General features: G+C 60.7%; 14 protein-coding genes. 7 read left to right on the top strand and 7 right to left on the bottom strand.

Annotated features, from left to right (window positions below; genetic code table 11):
• Positions 1-21: 21 nt before the first annotated feature.
• The 5 genes from ileS to VGY55_20700 all read left to right on the top strand — a co-directional run bounded on the left by ileS (position 22) and on the right by VGY55_20700 (position 8,511).
• Positions 22-3,465 carry an isoleucine--tRNA ligase gene (ileS, locus tag VGY55_20720; protein HEV2972409.1) on the top strand — a complete coding sequence of 1,148 codons (3,444 nt, stop codon included), beginning with the start codon at positions 22-24 and terminating at the stop codon, positions 3,463-3,465.
• Between the two features lie 445 nt (positions 3,466-3,910).
• Positions 3,911-4,555 (top strand): phosphoribosylglycinamide formyltransferase, encoded by a 645-nt coding sequence (gene purN / locus VGY55_20715; protein HEV2972408.1) that lies wholly within the window; start codon positions 3,911-3,913, stop codon positions 4,553-4,555.
• A 364-nt stretch (positions 4,556-4,919) separates the two neighbouring features.
• Positions 4,920-5,942, top strand: a complete 1,023-nt coding sequence (locus tag VGY55_20710) for a hypothetical protein (GenBank protein ID HEV2972407.1) — start codon at positions 4,920-4,922, stop codon at positions 5,940-5,942.
• The gene (locus VGY55_20705; GenBank protein ID HEV2972406.1) at positions 5,939-7,672 is read left to right on the top strand and encodes a Gfo/Idh/MocA family oxidoreductase; all 1,734 of its coding nucleotides are present in this window, start codon (positions 5,939-5,941) and stop codon (positions 7,670-7,672) included. Before VGY55_20710 ends, VGY55_20705 begins: the two co-directional genes overlap by 4 nt.
• On the top strand, positions 7,669-8,511 hold the full coding sequence (locus tag VGY55_20700; protein HEV2972405.1) for a sugar phosphate isomerase/epimerase family protein: 843 nt from the start codon (positions 7,669-7,671) through the stop codon (positions 8,509-8,511). Before VGY55_20705 ends, VGY55_20700 begins: the two co-directional genes overlap by 4 nt.
• Before the next feature lie 61 nt (positions 8,512-8,572).
• On the opposite strand, the gene VGY55_20695 is transcribed toward VGY55_20700, so the two are convergent.
• Positions 8,573-8,815: a hypothetical protein gene (locus VGY55_20695; protein ID HEV2972404.1), complete on the bottom strand. Its 243-nt coding sequence runs from the start codon at positions 8,813-8,815 to the stop codon at positions 8,573-8,575.
• Between the two features lie 181 nt (positions 8,816-8,996).
• Positions 8,997-9,797, bottom strand: coding sequence for a hypothetical protein (locus VGY55_20690; protein ID HEV2972403.1), 801 nt, complete (start codon positions 9,795-9,797; stop codon positions 8,997-8,999).
• Between the two features lie 292 nt (positions 9,798-10,089).
• On the opposite strand from VGY55_20690, the gene VGY55_20685 reads away from it, so the two are divergent.
• Entirely contained in the window at positions 10,090-12,504 is a 2,415-nt protein-coding gene (locus VGY55_20685) for a VIT and VWA domain-containing protein (GenBank protein ID HEV2972402.1), read from the top strand.
• A gap of 51 nt (positions 12,505-12,555) precedes the next feature.
• On the opposite strand, the gene VGY55_20680 is transcribed toward VGY55_20685, so the two are convergent.
• Positions 12,556-13,254, bottom strand: a complete 699-nt coding sequence (locus VGY55_20680) for a hypothetical protein (GenBank protein ID HEV2972401.1) — start codon at positions 13,252-13,254, stop codon at positions 12,556-12,558.
• Between the two features lie 684 nt (positions 13,255-13,938).
• Between VGY55_20680 and VGY55_20675 the strand changes: the two genes are divergently transcribed.
• Positions 13,939-15,552, top strand: a complete 1,614-nt coding sequence (locus tag VGY55_20675; protein HEV2972400.1) for a transglutaminase family protein — start codon at positions 13,939-13,941, stop codon at positions 15,550-15,552.
• 4 nt (positions 15,553-15,556) lie between these two features.
• Here the strand turns inward: VGY55_20675 and VGY55_20670 are convergent, their stop codons facing one another.
• The 4 genes from VGY55_20670 to sufB form a co-directional block, all read right to left on the bottom strand.
• Positions 15,557-15,871 carry a metal-sulfur cluster assembly factor gene (locus VGY55_20670; GenBank protein HEV2972399.1) on the bottom strand — a complete coding sequence of 105 codons (315 nt, stop codon included), beginning with the start codon at positions 15,869-15,871 and terminating at the stop codon, positions 15,557-15,559.
• Positions 15,872-15,995: 124 nt separating this feature from the next.
• On the bottom strand, positions 15,996-16,310 hold the full coding sequence (locus VGY55_20665) for a non-heme iron oxygenase ferredoxin subunit (GenBank protein HEV2972398.1): 315 nt from the start codon (positions 16,308-16,310) through the stop codon (positions 15,996-15,998).
• A gap of 93 nt (positions 16,311-16,403) precedes the next feature.
• Positions 16,404-17,630, bottom strand: coding sequence for a Fe-S cluster assembly protein SufD (gene sufD / locus VGY55_20660; protein ID HEV2972397.1), 1,227 nt, complete (start codon positions 17,628-17,630; stop codon positions 16,404-16,406).
• Between the two features lie 313 nt (positions 17,631-17,943).
• Positions 17,944-19,333: Fe-S cluster assembly protein SufB (gene sufB, locus VGY55_20655; GenBank protein ID HEV2972396.1), on the bottom strand; the 1,390-nt coding region annotated here is incomplete at its 5' end.

Raw genomic sequence — 19,333 nt, 5'->3', positions numbered from 1 at the left:
TGGCCCCTCCGTGATGTCTTCATGTTTCGACCCGTCGAGAGCAATGTGAGTTTCCCGGCACTGGAGGCGGAAATCGGCTGCTTCTGGAAAGAGGGAAAGATCTACGAAAAATCGCTGCTCCAGCGGGCAGGCCGGCCGCGATTTGTCTTCTACGAAGGCCCGCCGACCGCCAACGGCATGCCGCACCCCGGCCATTGTCTCGGGCGAGCGATCAAAGACCTTTTCCCACGCTATCGCACGATGCGCGGCTTCCTCTGCGAGCGGAAGGCCGGCTGGGACACGCACGGGCTGCCGGTCGAGGTCGAGGTCTGCAAGGAACTCGGCATCCATTCGAAGGAAGAGATCGAGGCCTACGGAGTGGAGCCGTTTATCCAGAAGTGCCAGCAGAGCGTCTGGCGCTACATGAAAGAATGGGAGCGGCTGACCGAGCGGATCGGCTTCTGGATTCGGCTCGACGAGGCGTATGTCACTTATCATCAGAGTTACATCGAAAGCGTGTGGGCCTCGTTGGCCGAGCTATTCAACCGCGGGCTGCTGTATCAAGGCCACAAGATTGTCTGGTGGTGGGCGCAAGGAGGCACAGCCCTGTCGGCGGGCGAAGTCGGCCAAGGCTATCGCGAGGTGGCCGATCCGAGCGTCTACGTGCTCTTTCCACTGCTGGACGATGCCGGCAACAAGACCGACGAGAATCTGCTCGTCTGGACTACCACCCCTTGGACGCTGCCAAGCAATCAGTTTGCCGCCGTTCATCCGGAATTGGAGTACGCAGTCGTCTATGACGCCGAGACGAACCAGCGACTCGTGATCGCCTCCGCTCTGGTCGAATCCATCGCGGCGAAGGTAAAGCGCGAACTGAAGATCGAGCGTACGCTCATGGGAACCGAGTTCGTCGGCCGCCGCTACTTGCCGCCGTTCGATTGCTATTACGATCAGCCGCAACTTGACCAAATCAGCGGCAAACCGTCGCGGCGCGGCGACGAGCTGGGAATGCTCAAGAGCGGTGATCGGCAATATCTCCAATGGCGCGTTGTCGCGGCCAAGTTCGTCACGATCGAAAGCGGCACGGGGCTAGTACACGAAGCTCCGGCGTTCGGCGAAGTGGATTATCAGTTGCTTCAAGATGAACAAGCTCGATTCATCGAAGGACAAGGACCGCAGTTGATCTGCGCGGTCGCACCAGATGGCAAATTCACCGCTGAAGCTCCCGACTTTCAAGGCCGCTGGGTCAAAGAAGCTGATCGCGACATAACCCGCGACCTGCGCCATCGCGGGCTGCTCTACCATCAAGAGCAGTATTTGCACGAATATCCGTTCTGCTGGCGCGCGGAAGAGGATCCGTTGATTCAATACCCGCGGCAGAGTTGGTTCATCCGCACGACCGCGTTCAAAGATGAGATGCTCAAGAACAATCGTCAGATTAATTGGCTGCCCGAGCACATTCGCGACGGGCGATTCGGAAACTTTTTGGAATCGAATGTTGATTGGGCGCTGTCGCGCGAGCGCTATTGGGGCACGCCGCTGCCAATCTGGGTTTGCGAAGCGACGGGCTTTGCCGAGGCGATCGCCAGCTACGACCAGTTGCTGAAGAAACCGGGCCTGCAAGGGACCGAGGTTTGGGACGCCGCGAAGAAGGCGAACCCCGAGTTGAACGGCGATCTTAAAGTGCACAAGCCGTATATTGACGCCATCACGTACGAATCAGCGCAACCAGGCGCTTCGCCGGGAACGCGGATGCGGCGCGTCCCTGAAGTAATCGACTGCTGGTACGACTCCGGAGCGATGCCGTTCGCCCAATGGGGCTATCCGCATCGGGGACACGAGAGATTCCGCGAGCAATTCCCAGCCGATTTTATTTGCGAGGGCCTCGACCAAACACGCGGCTGGTTCTACAGCCAGCTTGCGATCGCCACGCTCCTTTTTCGCGATCCCAATTCGCGCAACTCCGATTGGCCCACGAAGGGTTTGCCGCTGCCGTTCAAGAATTGCATCGTGCATGGACTGATGCTCGGCGAAGATGGCAACAAACTTTCGAAGAGCAAGCGAAATTACCGGGAGCCGCAGGAGATCTTCGACCGCTATGGCGGCGACGCCTTACGCTGGTATTTTTTTGCTAACCAGCCCCCGTGGACCACGATCCGCTACAGCGAGCGGGCGATCAAGGAGAGCATTCCCGAGTTTCTGCTCAAGCTCTGGCACGTTTACAGCTTTTTCGTGATCTATGCCACGATCGACGGCTTCGATCCAGCCGCGTCGCTCAGCGGCGACGCCGGCGAGCTGGAACCGATGGTTCGCTCCCACGCGAAGGACTATCGCCCGATCGGCCAGCGGAGCGAACTGGATCGCTGGGTGCTCAGCGAGTTGCATCGCACGGCCGCGGCAGTGACCGAGCGAATGGACGCATACGACAACTTCGCCGCCTGCGGGCGGATTACGGAGTTTGTCGATGCCTTGTCGAACTGGTATGTCCGCCGTAGCCGCGATCGGTATTGGAGCGAAGACAAACAGTCGCGCGACAAGCGCGACGCGTATTGGACCCTTTACGAATGTCTGATCACCACGGCCAAGCTCGTCGCCCCCTTCGTGCCGTTTCTGGCCGAGGCGCTGTGGCAGAACCTTGCCGTGGCGCCGTTCCGCGCGCGAGTGACGGAAAGCGTTCATCTCTGCGATTTCCCGACCGGCGAGACCTCGGCCATCGACGAATTGCTCTCCGCCCGCATGAGCCTAGTGCGCGAGATCGCCTCGCAAGGCCGCGCGGCCCGCATGGGAGCAAAGCTCAAGATTCGCCAGCCGCTGGCCAAGGTCGAAGTGATCCTGGCCGACAAGACGCACCAGGCTTGGCTCGCGGAACATGCCGCCCTATTGCGAGAAGAGTTGAACGTCAAGAAGGTGGAATTCACCGAGAAGGCAGACCAGTATATCAGCTACACGGTGCTACCCGACCTCAAGCGGCTCGGTCCCCGGCTCGGCAAGCGGCTGCCAGCGCTGAAAACTGCGCTGGCGGGCGTGGATGCCGCGGCGCTGTTGGCCCGGTTGGAAGCCGAGCGGCTGGTGACGCTTGACTTGCCCGACGGCCCGGTCGCGCTCGATAGCGATGATTTGCAAGTTCGGCTGCAGGCAAAACCAGGCTGGGCGGCGGCGCAGGGGCGGTCGTGCGTCGTTGTGCTTTCGACAGATTTGACGCCCGCGCTGATCTCCGAAGGTCTAGCCCGCGAGGTGGTTCATACGATTCAAGGTCGACGCCGGGACATCAACTGCAAATACACAGACCGAATCCGCGTCGGGATCGTCACTGACGCGGCAGAACTCGCAGCCGCGGTGAAGGAATTCGCCGATTACATCTGCGGCGAGACGCTGGCGATCGAACTGTTGTTTGAGCCGCTGCCCGGCGTCGAGCCGGTGGAAATCGCCATCGGTGAATACAAGGCCGCGCTGTATGTGCAAGTCGTCTCGGCAAAGAGCAAATAAATGATCGGGCCGATGGCGCGGAGATTCATGTGCAACGCTTGAAGCGCGATTCCAGAATTGCCCCAACGGGGCTACGCCCTCCAGGGAGATGGAAACTCTCAGTTCCCTTCCTACCCCAACGGGCAACCCCGTTAAGCATTTTCAGTAAGTCAAGTCGGCGCTGGTTCTTACGTGTTTGTTCGAGCGATTCCGCTGAAATCGCTAGCAGCAGTCACTCTGGCGATGCCGTGAAAACATTGGAAATCTCGATAATCTGCGGTACTTCCCGTCGCATAATACTTAACGGCGTTGCCCAACGGGGTTGCGCCATAGTCACGCGCAGCGGTCGGCGCAACCCCGTTGGGGTTGATTGCCGGCGAATTGCCCCCTGCTCGACGCCGCCCTCAAGAAGCGTGTGCATTTCCGAGACACGATATTTCGGCGGCGATGCCCCATCGAGCACACCATGCCGCCGATAGAATTTCCTCCCCGCAGCCCGCTTGGTCTCGTCATGCTGATCTCGGGCGGCGGGACAACGCTGCGCAACTTGATCGAGAAGATCGCCGCGCGGCAGCTCGATGCGCGAATCGAACTGGTGATCTCCAGCAATCCAAACGCCCGCGGATTGCAGTTCGCCGGCGACGTCAGAATCCCCGCACAGACGATCGATCGCCGCGCGTTCGAATCGATCGAGGCCTTCAGCTTGGCCATTTTTGCCGCCTGCCGCGCGGTCTCGCCCGATCTGATCGTGATGGGCGGTTTCCTCAAGCTGATCGCGATCCCGCCGGATTTCGAGAACCGCATCCTGAACATCCACCCGGCATTGATTCCCGCCTTTTGCGGAACTGGGTTTTACGGCTCCCGGGTCCACGAGGCCGTGCTCGAATACGGCGCCAAACTGAGTGGCTGCACGGTCCATTTCGTGGACAATCGCTACGACCACGGCCCGATCCTCTTGCAGCGGGCCGTTCCCGTGCTCGACGACGATACCGCCGAATCCCTCGCTGAGCGAGTGTTTCAAGCCGAATGCGAAGCCTACCCCGAAGCCCTCCGGCTCATTGGCCAAGGCCGCGTGCGCATTGAAGGCCGACGGGTGCAGATCAGGCCGTAGGCAGCGTGCCGTCGGCGGGTGCCATGGCCACTGGCCTGAGTGGCCATGCCATCTTGCCGCCGGCGGACGTTGCCGATTTCCGCAAGCGGATAGCGCCGGCCGAACTTTACGACGGCATCCGCCGTAATCACGTGAGGTGGCCGGAAAATTCGGGTAAATGGTGGAGCAAACCAGTTGGCAAGAGCCGTCGCGGCGACAATAATCAGGGGGTTGCCGGACGAGGCGGGCCAGCAACCCGCTCGCCGCCGCCGGCGCTGTTCGCCCGCCTTAGCGCCCATCCGCTCAGTTCGCCCCGCGTCTTTGGCGGGGCAGGAGGAGTCCCCTGGCCTGCAATCGATCTGGATTATGTGTCGGCACAATGGTCATGCTGGTCGCGTTGCGACTGGCGATCGGCTGGCATTTCTTCAAAGAAGGACTGGCGCATCGCGCCGATCCAAATTGGAGCAGCGAAGGCTTCTTGCGGCAGGCCAAGGGACCAATGGCCGACAGTTATCAAGCGATGCTGCCGAAGTTTCATGGGTGGGACCGGTTGATCCTCACGCCGCTGGCCGACAAGGGTTCGCCCAATTCTGGAGAGGCCGGTGATGACCCGACCGCGACAAAGGACGCCGCGGAGCCATCAAGCAAGCCGGTGGCCGTTTACGCCGACTGGCTCAACGAGGTGAACAAGGATTGGAAAACCGAGCAAGACTCGGTCGCTAGCTTCTACAAGCTGGACGCGCAACAGCAAGAGCAGGCCAATGAGATCCTCAAGCAGTCTTCCAAGCAAATGGAAGAGTTGATGAAAGGCAGCAAGGAGAGCAAAGGATACGGCGACGATGTCCGGCTCTATCGCGAGTTGGTTTATCGCGCTCAGACGATGCCGGCGGCCCCCGGCGGAAATGAGATTCCGTTCATGAAGAATCGGGCCACGGCGGTCGCGCACGATCCGCTCGGCGAGGTTGGCCTGAGCGGCACTTCGGCAGTGATCAGCTCAACGCCGGCCGAATGGCGAGCCGATGCCAAGGGAATTGAAGACCTGTACCACGATCGGCTGATTGACCTGCTGACGCCGGATCAACGCAAGCTCGGCCAAATGCCGGCCGACACGGCTCAGATTCACAAGATCGACACCGTGGTATCATGGGGGATTCTAGTCGCGGGCGGCTGCCTCATTGTCGGACTCTTTACTCGTTTGGCCGCATTGGCCGGCGCCGCGTTTCTGTTGTCGGTCGTTTGCTCCCAACCTCCTTGGATTCCAGGGACCGTGGAGACTTACAGCCAAGTGATCGAGATGTTCGCCATGCTGGCGCTCGCGACGACGGCCGTGGGGCGTTGGGGCGGGCTGGATTACTTTATTCATCTTCTCGTCAGGCCGTGTTGCGCGGCAAAAGGAAGCAAGACATGAACCTCACTCCCGAAGAACGTGAAATCGGCAAAGATAATTTCGAAACGGCGATCGGCGGCGATGGCGCGTTCAATCGCCGCGGCTTCCTGGGCAGCACGCTGGCGGTGACGGTCGCCGGCGCCGGTCTGGGCGCGATGTATTTCGACTACGCGAAAGAAGGCCCGCCCAAGGACCCGCTCCGCGTCGGCTTCATCGGCGTTGGCGACGAAGGGGAAGTGCTGCTTGGCGCACTGCACGCTCCCGAAACGCGAAGGTATATCGACGTCGTGGCGATTGCCGACATTCGGCCCTTCAGCATTCATCGGGCTTTTCACGGCGATCATTCCAGCCCCGACGCGCTCGGGCGCCGCCCCGGCCTGATTTCCATGTACAGTTGGAAGGACGAGACGGAAGCCCGCAAACACGTGACGGTCTATGACAAAGACTACATGGATCTGCTCAATGACAAGAACGTTGAAGCCGTAGTGATCGCCTTGCCGTTGCACCTGCATGCCCCGGTGGCGATTCAGGCCATGCGCAAAGGGAAGCACGTGCTCACGGAGAAGCTGATGGGGCACAGCATCCATGAGTGCAAGGAAATGGGCCGGGCGGCCAAGGAAACCGGCAAGATTCTGGCCGTCGGCCATCAACGCAACTACAGCGTGCTCTACGACAACGCCAAGTGGCTTATCGCCCACGGGATTATCGGCGACATCCACCATATCCGCGCCCAGTGGCACCGCGGCAATTTGCCGGGGCATGACAGTTGGCAGATGCCGCTGCCGACCAATGCCGCCGATGTAAAGAAGCTCCAAAACCAAATCGCGACACTCAAGGCGCTCAAGAATTCTCCTGAGGTAACCGCAAAAAAGGTTGAAGACGCCGAGAGACTCATCGCGCAGATCAATGCCCAACTCGCCGACAAGGACGTTGACGCGGCCAAATACGGCTACGAAGACGAGACGCTTTCCAGTGGCTACAAGCGGTCGCCGCTGGAAGAACTCATCCGTTGGCGGCTCTGGAAGCGCACGGGGGGCGGGTTGATGGCTGAGCTGGGAAGCCACCAATTGGACGCCGCTGGGCTCTTGATCGGCGCGATGCACGAGGCCAATGGAAAAGCTGGTCAGCACCATGCATTGCCGCTGACCGTGACGGCGATTGGCGGCCGCAGCCTCTTCCCGCTCGATCGCGATTGCGAAGATCATGTCTACTGCATGTTCGAGTTCCCGGCGCCGGGGTACGATTCGGACCCGAACAAAAAGATCGTCGTCACCTATTCGTCGATCAACGGCAACGGCTTCGGCGATTATGGCGAAGTGGTGATGGGCACCAAGGGCACGCTCGTGCTCGAGCGCGAACAGGAGGCCCTGCTCTTCGCCACCTTGACGAGCACCAAGATCAAAGTGGACAAGGACAAGACCGGAGCGGCGGTGCTGAACACGGCCGAAAGCGGCGGCCATGCCGCGCCCGTCGGCAAGGCAGCGATGGAACTTGGTCCGATCAGCCGCGGCTACACCGAGGAACTCGAGCATTGGGGCTGGTGCATCAAGAACCCGTCTCCGGAGAACCTTCCCCGCTGCACACCAAAGGTTGCCCTGGGTGACGCGGTGATTGCGCTGGTGAGCAACGCCGTGATTCAGAATTCCAGCCAGCCCCGCCTGGAGTTCAATAAGGATTGGTTCGATATTGACAACGACGCCACGCCGGAAAACATCAAGCCGGACACGACTCGGAAGGAATACCAAGTGTGACCGAGAAGTGGCCGCTCGGCGTGTTTGCCAGTATCGACGCGGGGCTCGGGGTTCAACTCGATGTCGCCCGCGAGTTGGGCGTGCCGACGATTCAATTGCACGCCCCGCATCGCGAAACACGGACGGCGGAAAACGCTCGGCGGTTTCTCGTTCGTCTCGGCGAGTTGGGGATTCGGCTCACGGCCGTTTTCGGCGGCTTTGAAGGGGAAAGCTACGCCGACATCCCGACCGTCGTGCGGACGGTGGGCCTCGTGCCTCCGGCGACTCGAGCGGCGCGCCTCGCAGAGATGAAGGAAATCGCCGAATTCTCGCGGCTTTTGAACTGCGACGTGGTGGCGCTGCACCTGGGCTTTGTGCCGCACGAACGCGGCGCGCCGCTCTACGGCGAAGTGCTCGCCGTCACTCGCGATCTCTGCGATCATTGCCGCCGCAACCGCCAATCGTTGCACTTGGAAACCGGCCAGGAACCCGCCGACGCGCTCCTGCGATTCATCCGCGACGTGGAGCGCAACAACCTGTTCGTGAACTTCGACCCGGCGAACATGATTCTCTACGGCGTCGGCAATCCAATCGAGGCACTCGAAGTGATCGGTCCCTATGTGCGGAGCGTCCATTGCAAAGACGCCAAGTGGGCCGCCCGGCCGGGCAAGGAATGGGGCCAGGAAGTGCCGCTCGGCGAAGGAGATGTCGGCTTCGACAACTACCTCCGCACGCTCGCCCGCCTCGGCTACTCGGGCCCGCTCACGATCGAGCGCGAAATCCCGCAAGAGCCGGCCCGCCAAAGAGCCGAAATCGGCCGCGCCGTCAGGTTGCTCGAAGATCTCAAATCGCGAATCTGAAATCTCGGGATTCAGATTCGAATCTGCCCGACGCCACTGGCGTCTGGACTTTTGGCAATGGTCACCGTGCTTTATCTTTTAGCCCAATCCAGATCCCCGTTGCCATCAAGGCGGCGCCGACCACAAACCCGGCCATTGAAGGAAACGCCACAAAGAGCCCGAATTTTTCGGAGTTTGCACTGGCTTGTTCAATTTGTGCCGCGTGCTCGTGATAGAGATAGGTTACTACCCCGATTGAAGCAAGAATGCAGGCGGTCCCGCAGAGTGCCAAGACCACGAACATCAGCGTCGATTTGTTTTCCATGGCACGAACCCTCGGCGTCTGGCAAGAAGGGGAAACTGCCCGCGACGATACGATGCACGACACTTGTCGATCAACATTGTTGTATTCGTCAAAAGAATATCGCCATTGGATACGGATCGCGACAAATTCGCAATCAGCAATACGGCGGAATTCAGCGCCCAAGGCCCTGAGGACCGCGCACTCATTGCGGCCGCGGAATGACTTCCGGCGCCGGCGCGGGCAAGACGGGCCCAGGCGCGAACGCCGGCGGCGCGAAGGCGGGCACGACGGCCACGGCCAGCCGCGCTTGGATTTTTGCCAGCATCACCTGCTCTAGATTCACGTCGCGCCCCTGCGGAATCCAATTGATCGGCCGCGGGCCGCGCGCGGTCCCGCTGAACTGGCTGAAGGACGGGAGCGGTTGCGTGCCTCGATCGTCGGCGGCGCTGGTATTGAACGTGGCCGCTCCTGCAGTGGACATCGACGGCCGCGGCAAATCTTCCAATTCCTTGAACACCTCCAAGTCGATCAGGTAGCTCGCCTGCTCGGGCATCACGCGAATAAAGCAGCGGCGGCGGATCGATTGCAGCGTGCTCTCCAGCCGGTCGCGATACGTGACCGAATCGCCATGCCAGGGCTCAAGCAGCGTCGCGCCCGTGAGCGGGTAGGTGTCGATCCGCCCTTCCGTCAAGATGTCGCCCGCCAGACGGACGCGCTCTTCATGCTCGACCTTGAAGTACTCCTCGACCACGGCGACGAGCTGGTCCCAGGCGTAATCGCGGTCCGCGATCGGCACGCGCAGCGGATCGGAGAGCATGATTGCCGGCGCGCCGGGACCAATTGGCGGAGCGTATTGCATCACGATCGGGGCAGGCGCCGGCTCGCCTTGCTGAACCTGCGGCAAACCGGCATCGGGCATCAGCGGCGCGACCGGTCGATCGAGCGCCCGTGCACAGCCGATGGCCGTGGCAGCCGCGCCTGCCAATACCCAAAAGTGCCGCATGGCCAGCTCGAGATACGGAGTGATGAACCGGACCGATTTCGACTGAATGAAAGGCCGTAGGGCACGCTGGGCGTGCCGAAGGGGGCGGTAGTGTGCCGGAATCGGCTGAACTCCGCAAGTGCGGATCAATCGTGGCGAACGCTGCCAGCGTCGGCGAGGATTCCTTCTGTTTTTCAACCAATCTGGGGAGTTTTTCTCGGCGAGTATGTACGCCGGGAACTTTCTTCGATTCTGCGGAATCTAAGTTACATAGACCGCATCAATTTCCCGTCTCGCCAAGGAGGCAGTCGCCATGTCTCGCCTTTCGCCCCATCTACCGATTTTGTCGTGCTTAGTCGTTCTGTGCAGCCTTTCTGCTCCCGGCGTCGGGCGAGCACAGGGGGTGTTGATCAACGTCAATCCGGCCGAGCAGGTGATTCTGCCGCGCCCGATCATCGTCTATCCGCCCTATTATCCGCATCCGCGGCCGCAGCCGATTCCCGACAGCGCGTACAAAATCAAGGCATTGGAGGTGAATGTCAAGCTGCAGGAGCAGGTCGCGCGGGTGCAGGTGTCGCAATCGTTCGAAAACACCGGCAGCCGGGCGATGGAGGTCTGCTTCGTCTTTCCATTGCCATACGACGGTGCCGTCGATCAACTCACGCTCCTCATCGACGGCAAGGAATATCCAGCCAAACTCATGCCGGCCTCCGAGGCGCGGCACCTTTACGAGGAGATCGTCCGCAAGAATCGCGATCCGGCCTTGCTGGAATGGATGGGCACGGGCCTATTCAAGACGAGCGTCTTCCCCGTGCCGCCCGGCGCCGAGCGAAGTGTGACGCTGCGCTATTCGCAGCTCTGTCGGAAGACCGACGGTCTGACCGATTTCCTCTTCCCGCTCAGCACGGCGAAATACACGTCGCAGCCGGTCGAATCGATCAAGTTTCAGGTGGCCATCGACAGCCAGTCCGAGATCAAAAACGTCTACAGCCCGAGCCATGCCGTCGAGATCAAGCGGCCGGACGACAAGCATGCCGTCGTCACTTACAAGGCCGAGAACAACATTCCCACGGGTGATTTTCGGCTGTTTTACGACGTCGGCAGGGGACAAGTTGGAGCCACCGTGCTGAGCTATCGCCATAACGACAGCGAGGATGGCTACTTTCTTTTGCTCGCGAGCCCCGCGATCAAGGCCGCCGGCGACGAGCAGCCTAAGAAAACGGTCGTGTTCGTGGTCGATCGCTCGGGGAGCATGAGCGGCGAGAAGATCGAGCAGGCCAAGGGAGCTGCGAAGTTCGTGCTCAACAATCTGCACGATGGAGACCTGTTCAACGTGATCGCCTTCGACAGCGAAGTGGAAAGTTGGAAGCCCGAGCTGCAGAAGCTCAACGATGAGACGCGGAAAGCGGCTCTGGGCTTCATCGAGGGTATCTACGCCGGCGGCAGCACGAACATTGATGGGGCGCTTCGGGCGGCGCTCACTCCATTGCACGATGCGAGCCGGCCCAGCCTCGTGCTCTTCCTCACCGACGGATTGCCGACGGACGGCGAGCAAAATGAGTCGAAGATCATCGAAAACGCGAAGCAATACAACAAGGTGCATGCCCGGATTTTCACGTTCGGAGTGGGATACGACCTGAACAGCCGGCTGCTCGATAAGCTGGCCCGCGAGAATTTCGGGGACAGCGAATATGTGCGGCCGAACGAGAACATCGAATCGCGCGTGAGCGCCCTATACAATCGCATTAGCGCGCCGGTGCTGAACGATCTTTCGATCAAGTGGGATATCGAGGGCGGCGCATCCGAACGGGGCCAGCCAGTCAATCGCGTTTATCCGAGGGAGTCCCACGACCTGTTCGCCGGCGAACAGCTCGTGATCGTGGGGCGCTACAAACATCCTGGAACTGCCAAGGTCGTCGTGAAGGGGCACGTCGGCGACAAAGAGGAGAAGTTCGATTTTCCGGCCACGCTCGTCGAAAAAAGCAACGACGAAAGCACGGCCTTTATCGAAAAGCTCTGGGCCGTTCGCCGGATCGGCGAGATCCTCGACGAACTCGACCTCAAGGGGCGAAACGAGGAGTTGGTCAAGGAATTGATTGCTCTCTCAAGGCGGCACGGCGTTCTGACGCCGTACACGTCGTTTATGGCCGACGAAAACGGCGCCAACCGCGACGTGTCCACTACCTTCCAGGAAGTCGATCGGCGGCTCGACTTGCTCAAAGAGGTCGAGGGGCAGATTGGCGTTGAGCAGCGCGAGGCGAAGGAGCATTTGCTCAAAGCGGCGACGCCGGTCGATGGGACATACGCTGGCGGCGCGGCAGGAGGTGGTTTCGCAGGGCGCGGCGGCGGCGCTCGATCCGCCGACCGCGGATTCTACTTCAGAGATAGCGGCTTGATGCCGGGGGAAAGCGCCCCTCTGGCCCGCGCTACCATCGCACAGCCGCTGGGCGACAGCCTAGCAACCGCGGCAACCAAACCGGCCGACGCGGAAGGCGCCAAGGTCGTTCAGAACGTCCGCTCAATCGGCCGCAAAGTCTTCTACCGCCGCGGCGACAAGTGGATCGACTCGACCGTGACCGTAGACCAGGAGAAGCAGCCGATCAAGATCGAGCGCTATAGCAAGGAGTATTTCGAGCTGATCGACAAATTCGGCCGCGACGTGGCCAAGTATATGACGTTCGATGAGCCGGTCGTGATCGAACTGGACGGCAAGGCGTATTCGTTCTGACGCGTGGAAGCGGCGTCCCGCTGCTTCAATCGATGCGGCAAGATGCCGCATCTACTGGCAATCAAAGTCGCAATCCATCCCCAGCCGCATCTTCAGTTCCTCGAACTGCTGAGCGAATTGGTCGCTCGAGGAATGGACGTGCTCGGCCTCGGTGATGAATTTCATCTTGTCGTTGCAAGCGATTCGCCGGTCGCGCAGCACGTCCTCGAACGGCTCGAGGTCGTGGCCGTAGGCGATGAGCAGCTTGTGCTCGTCGAACTGCACCTCCATCGGCACGCCCGGATTGAGCACGGCGATGCCCGTGCAGCCATCGTTGATCAGCAGCTCCTCGAAATCCCAGAGGATGCTCTTGAGCACCGGCAAATCGATGTGCTCGCGGTACAGATCGAGGTGTCCGCGGCTCTCGCGGTTGTGGCTCGTCTCGAGCACCACGTCGACCTCGAAGCCGAGCGGATCCAAGAGGTCCATGAAGGTTTCAAAGAGCTTGTCGTGCGTAGCGGCAGCCATCAGCACCGGAACGCGAGCGCGGCTCTCTTCGTCGTAATACACGTCGTGCCGATAGCCCTGCGACGGCACGACTTGCAGATCGGCCGACGGGCGAACCGCATCGGTCAAGACGAAGTTGCCATAGCGGGCGACGCCGAGATGCGCTTCCAACTCTTCTTCCGAGAGCTTGGAAAAGCTGCTGGTGGTTCCAACCTGCGCTCCATCGCGGAAGACATTGCGAAAGATCTTTTTCAAGAAGCCCATCGGCGAATCTCAATCTCTGTTGGACTCTCGGGCGTTTTCGTGGCCGGCTGGCCGAAGCGCCCGATAAGTCGGTTTGCTGAGCCTTTGGTCGAAAACCTAGGTCACGGTTTGCCGTCGGCCCTGAACCTCAAATTGTCGATCCCGTCGGTTCGTTCGTTGAGCAACCCTAGGTTGCGGTTACGCGGGTGGCGAACGGCCGAATGGCACTTTGCTCGAACCCGCATCCAGGGTTCCCGGCAGGGCCGGAAAATCCGCTTTCCCCCGCCGGAGCGAACCGCCAAAGCGGTGAAATCGGGTTCCGGATGACCGATTTTCGCCGCTTATTCCCACTCAAGTTAGTTTAGCATCGCGTAGCGCCGCGTGCCGCTATTCGCCAGGTAGGAAATCGCTGAAACGCTGTCCCGGACGGCAATTCGGCGCGATCGCGGGGACTTTGCCAGCGCCAAACCCGTCGAATGGGAATGGTGGGGCGTTTGCGGTCTCAAGTCCAAAGCCGGGCCGCCACGGCGGATGTTCCACTTGCCCCTGACGACGGATTTCGGGTACGGATAGGGCATTGCCGCGAAACTAACACGCGGCCGGCGCGACTGCCGCCATCCGATTGCTCGACCGTTTTGGCCACGCCACTCAACGAGACAAACCGCGATGCGATTCACACGGTTTCATCGATCGACCTCGCGAGCCATGGCGATCTTGGCGCTCCCGGCCCTTGCGCTTTGCGGCGGGTGCTCGCCCGCCGAGTCGAGTTCATCGTCGGTCGATCCGCCGATCTCCGTAGCGCCGGAATCTTCCGGGCGATCGGAAATGCCGGGCGAAGCGTTGAGGCCTCATGTCAACGGCGATCCGCAAGAGCAGTGGTTCGCGATGTTCATTCAGGGAGTCAAGGTCGGCCATGGATGGACTTCGGAAAGCCGACTTGTCGATCATGGCAAGCCCCTGCTGCGAATCGACGAGCAGGTGAACTTCTCCGTCAATCGCAACGGCCAACGAACGGATGAGAAAATCAAATCGACCGGCATCGAGACGCTCGACGGCGAACCGCTCCGCATCGAGACGGAGATCAATTCCGGCCAGGAGCCGATTGTCACCAAAGCGAAAATCCGCGACGGTCAAATCACGTTTCAGACCATGACGACCGGCAAGACCCTTCGCACGTCGATCCCCTGGCCGGCCGGCGCCGGCGGATTCAAGGCGACCGAGCATTCTCTGGCCAGGCAGCCGATGCAGCCCGGCCAGCGGCGCAAGCTTTCGGGGTTGATGCTCGGCTTCAATCAAGTGGCCGAGATCGAGCTGGTCTCGACGGCTTACGAGCCGACGATGCTGTTGGACCATTCGGAAGACCTGCTGCGGATCGACTGGACGGCGACGCTTCCCAAAGGAGACATCATTCGCTCGGTGTGGTGGACCAACCACGACGGCGAGGTGCTGAAGATGCAGATCGACGCCTTGCACCAGGTCACGTACCGCACGACGCGCGAGATCGCGATGGCGGAAGCCGGGGCGGCCAGGTTCGACCTTTTGCTCTCGACGATCGTCTGCGTCGATCGGCCCCTCGATCACGCTCAGAATACGCGGCGCGTGCGATACCGCGTCCGGCTCGAATCGGAGGATCCAAGCCACGTGTTTGCCAGCGGCGGCACGCAGCGCGTGACCCCGATCGACGTTCACACCGCGGAGATCGTCGTCCGTTCGATCCGCCCTGGCCGACCGGCCCCTGATTTCGCGCCTGGCGATGCCGCGCTACCGGCCGGCGGTGGCACACCTTCCGACCCGAGCCGCGAGCGGCCGCCCGCCGATGACGACCGCCAGCCGAATAATCTCGTGCAGAGCGATGCGCCGCGGATCGTGGAGCTGGCGAAACGGGCGGCAGGCCAAGGGACCGATGCCTGGGAGACAGCCGCGGCGCTCGAACGATTCGTGCACCAATATGTCGTCGCCAAGGACTATCTCAAGGCGTTTTCCACCGCCGTCGAAGTGGCCGACAGCCGCGAGGGAGCTTGCTCTCAACACGCCGTGCTGCTGGCGGCGCTCGCGCGGTCGCGGGGAATTCCGGCGCGCGTGGCGATCGGACTCGTTTACGTTGATGACCATCCGGGCTTCGCCTTCCACATGTGGAATGAAGTCTGGATCGGTGACCGTTGGATACCGCTCGACGCGACACGCGGCTTGGGCGGCATCGGGGCCGCCTATCTCAAGCTGACCGATTCGAGCCTGCAAGGGGAAGCGGCATACAGTTGCTTCCTCCCGGTTTCGCAAGTCATCGGCCAGGCAAAGATTGAGATTCTCGACGCGGAATAGCCTTTCAAAAGATCCCCAATTGATCGCGCGCGTCTTCGGTCATTCGGTCGGGGGTCCAAGGCGGGATCATCACGAGCTTCACTTCCACGTCGCCGACCCCCTCCAACCGGCCGAGCGCTTGCTTCGACTGGCCGATCAACTGCGGGCCGGCGGGGCACGCGGGGCTGGTCATCGTCATCTCGATCTTGACGTTTTCCTTCTCGCCGGCCGGCTCGGTCGCGACCGTGTAGACCAGCCCCAGGTCGATGATGTTGATGAACAACTCCGGATCGATCACCTGCTTAAGGGTCTCGCGAACGGCATCTTCAGTGATAGGCATGGAAAACCTCAAAGGGCAGAGACAGGACCGCATCGTTGGAGTTCAGGCTTTAGGCTGCCGCCGCAGGCCAAAGCCTGAACTCCAACACTTGATTGGAAGCTCCGGCAGCCCGCCTCAATCCATTCTACTCAATCACGCGGATGAAAACGTCGGTTCCTTCGACTTTTACTTCATGGGCGACGGTCGATTGGGTGGCCGGCATCGAAAGGACTCGGCCGTCGCGGATGTCGAATTTCGCCCCGTGTCGCGGGCAAGCAATGGCAAATCCTTCCAATTCCCCTTCCGCGAGCGGCCCGCCGTCGTGCGTGCAAACGTCGTCGATCGCGTAAAACTTTCCACCGACGTGAAATAGCGCAATCATCCGATCGTCAACCTCGACCAGCATCCGGCCAGGATCGGAAAGCTCGAAAGTGCTGGCAACGCGAACGAAGTCGGACATGGAAACGCAAGTGCGAAGGACAAAGTACGAAAAAGTCACCCATTTAGCCGCGACCCAAGTCGCAGCGCCGGGGAGTGCGCGGCGGCGCGCAGGTCATTCAAACTCTCGCACGCGCCGTTTGATCGCCTCGCCGAGCGCTTCGCGAACGCTGTCGATCGTGATCCGGTCGAACACTTGTTGGAAAAAACCGACGACGACCGTGCGGATCGCCTCCTCTCGCGTCAATCCGCGGCAGCGGCAATAAAAGATTTGCTCGTCGTCCACGCGGCCGGTGGTCGCCCCGTGCGTGCAGCGCACGTCGTCGGCTTCGATCTCGAGTCCCGGAATCGAATCGGCCCGAGCTTCCTCGGAGAGCATCAAGTTGTCGTTGCGCTGATAGCCGTCGGTTTTCTGGGCGTCGCGATCCACCTTGATCATTCCGCGCCACACGAGTCGCGATTTGTCTTGCAAACCGCCCTTGTAGAGCAGATCGCTGCGGCACGACGGAGCTTCATGGTGCTGAAGGGTATGGTAGGCGAGATGCTGCTTCCCTTCGGTGAACATCACGCCGTTCACTTGAGTTTCGGCACCCGGACCGACCAACGCCACATGCTGATTGACCTTGGCCAAACGGCTCCCGAGCGCGCCGATCGTCCACTGCAAACCGGCATCACGATCGACCAGACCTTTCTGATGAGCGAAGTGCCAAACTCCGTGTCCCCAGTTTTGCAGATTGACATACCGCAGCTTCGCCTCAGGCCCGACCAATAGCTCGATCCCGCCGCAGTGCAGGCCGGCGCCGGTCGGACTACCGCCGGCGGTCTCGGAAAGTACGGTGGCCTCGGCGCCCTCTTCCAACACGACGAGGATGTGTCCGAGATCGACGCCGCCGTCCGAAAGCGCTGAAAGGTTGTGAAACGGCTTATCGATCTTCACGCCGCGCGGAACGTACAGCAGCGTGCCGCCCGACCAGCAAGCGGCGTGCAGCGCCGAGAATTTATCGTAGTCGGCGTCCATCGCGCGAAACAGGTGCGGCTTGATCAGGTCGCCGTGCTCGGCAACGAGCGCGTCCAAGCTGCCGAACAGCACGCCGCGCTCGGCCCACTTTGGATCAAGCGATGCCGAAACCAAGTGACTGTCGAGCGTAACCATCCGCCCGGCCAATTCGACGCCCTGCGTCAAGAGAGCGTCGGGGATCGACATCGCGGAGCCGGCCTCCAAGGGCAACTGAAACCGATCCAGCCGGCAAAGCCGAATATCGGTGCGCGCCCATTCTTCGTCGTTCCGCGTGGGCATCGGCAGCGATTCGAACATCTGCCAAGCCGCGCGGCGCTGATCCATAAGCCACCCCGGCTCGTCGCGCGATTCGAGAAAGGCAGCGAAAGAGGCGGCGCTAAATCCAGTCGCAGTAGAAGCAGTTGAGGAGATGGCCATTGAGTCCGGCTACTTTATGCGCTGCGCTCTTTTGCGTAGCCCAGGCGTTTACGCCTGGGATCGCCCAAAAAACGATGACTTGTTCCTAGCCCCGTTCACGGGGCTTCAAAGTCGACCCTAGCCCCTAAAGGGGTGACAACGGGTTGGATGATCGACGGCCCCAGGCGTGAACGCCTGGGCTATATAAAAACATCACCGCAACAGGACCAGCTCCGCACCCTTAACCCACTGTCCCTTCCATCTGCAATTCGATCAGCCGGTTCATTTCGACGGCGTATTCCATCGGCAGTTCCCTCACGAGCGGCTCGATGAAGCCGCTGACGATCATCGTGCTGGCCTCGGCCTCCGAAAGGCCGCGGCTGGTCAGGTAGAACAATTGCTCTTCGCCGATTCTCGAGACGCTCGCCTCGTGGCCCACGGTTACGTCCTGCTCGTCGATTTCGATGTAAGGGTACGTATCGCTGCGGCTCTTGGGATCGAGAATCAGGGCGTCGCACACGACGTTCGACTTCGACTTCTTGGCCCCCTTCTCGACTTTCACGAGCCCGCGATAACTGGCCCGGCCGCCGTTCTTCGAGATCGACTTGGAGATGATCCGCCCCGAGGTGTTTGGAGCACAGTGCACCAGCTTTGCCCCGGCATCTTGGTGCTGCCCGGCCGAGGCGAACGCGATCGAGAGGATCTCGCCGCGAGCGCCCGGTTCCATCATGTAGACCGAGGGGTATTTCATCGTCAGATGGCTGCCGAGATTGCCGTCGATCCATTCCATTGTGGCCCCCTCGTAGGCCATCGCGCGCTTGGTCACCAGGTTGTAAATGTTGTTGGCCCAATTCTGGATCGTGGTGTAACGGCAGCGGGCATGCTTCTTGACCATGATCTCGACCACGGCCGAGTGGAGGCTTTCGGTGGTGTACATCGGGGCGGTGCAGCCCTCGACGTAATGCACTTGCGCCCCTTCATCGACGATGATCAGCGTCCGCTCGAATTGTCCCATGCTCTCGGCGTTGATGCGGAAATAAGCCTGGAGTGGGAATTCGATCTTCACGCCTTTCGGGACATAGATAAACGACCCGCCCGACCAGACGGCCGAGTTCAAGGCCGCGAATTTGTTGTCGGACGGCGGGATGATCGTCGCGAAATACTCGCGCACCAAGTCGGGATATTCTCGCACGGCCGAATCCGTGTCGGTGAAGATCACTCCCTGCTTGCTCAGTTCTTCTTGCAGCGAGCCGTAGACGACTTCGCTCTCGAATTGGGCCTTCACGCCGGAGAGATACTTCTTTTCCGCTTCCGGAATGCCCAACCGATCGAAGGTCTTCTTGATCTCCTCGGGCACGTCGTCCCAGGTCTTCCCCTGGTGCTCGGCCGGCTTGAGATAATAGTAAATGTCCTGAAAGTCGATGCCGATTTTCCCGCCCCATCGCGGCATCGGCTTCGAATTGAAGATCTTCAGGCTTTCGAGCCGGAAATCGCGCATCCAGGCCGGCTCGTTCTTGATGTCGGAGATCTGGCGGACGATCTCCTCATCGAGCCCCTTGCGGGCCTTGAAGACGTAGTTCGATTCGGTGCGAAAATCGTATTTATTGATCTCGCCGATTTCATCGTGTACG

This window comes from Pirellulales bacterium (genome assembly GCA_035939775.1).
In the GTDB taxonomy this organism is placed as follows: domain Bacteria; phylum Planctomycetota; class Planctomycetia; order Pirellulales; family DATAWG01; genus DASZFO01.
The sequence above is the reverse complement of the archived record's forward strand: the minus strand, read 5'-3'. Positions and strand labels throughout refer to the sequence as shown.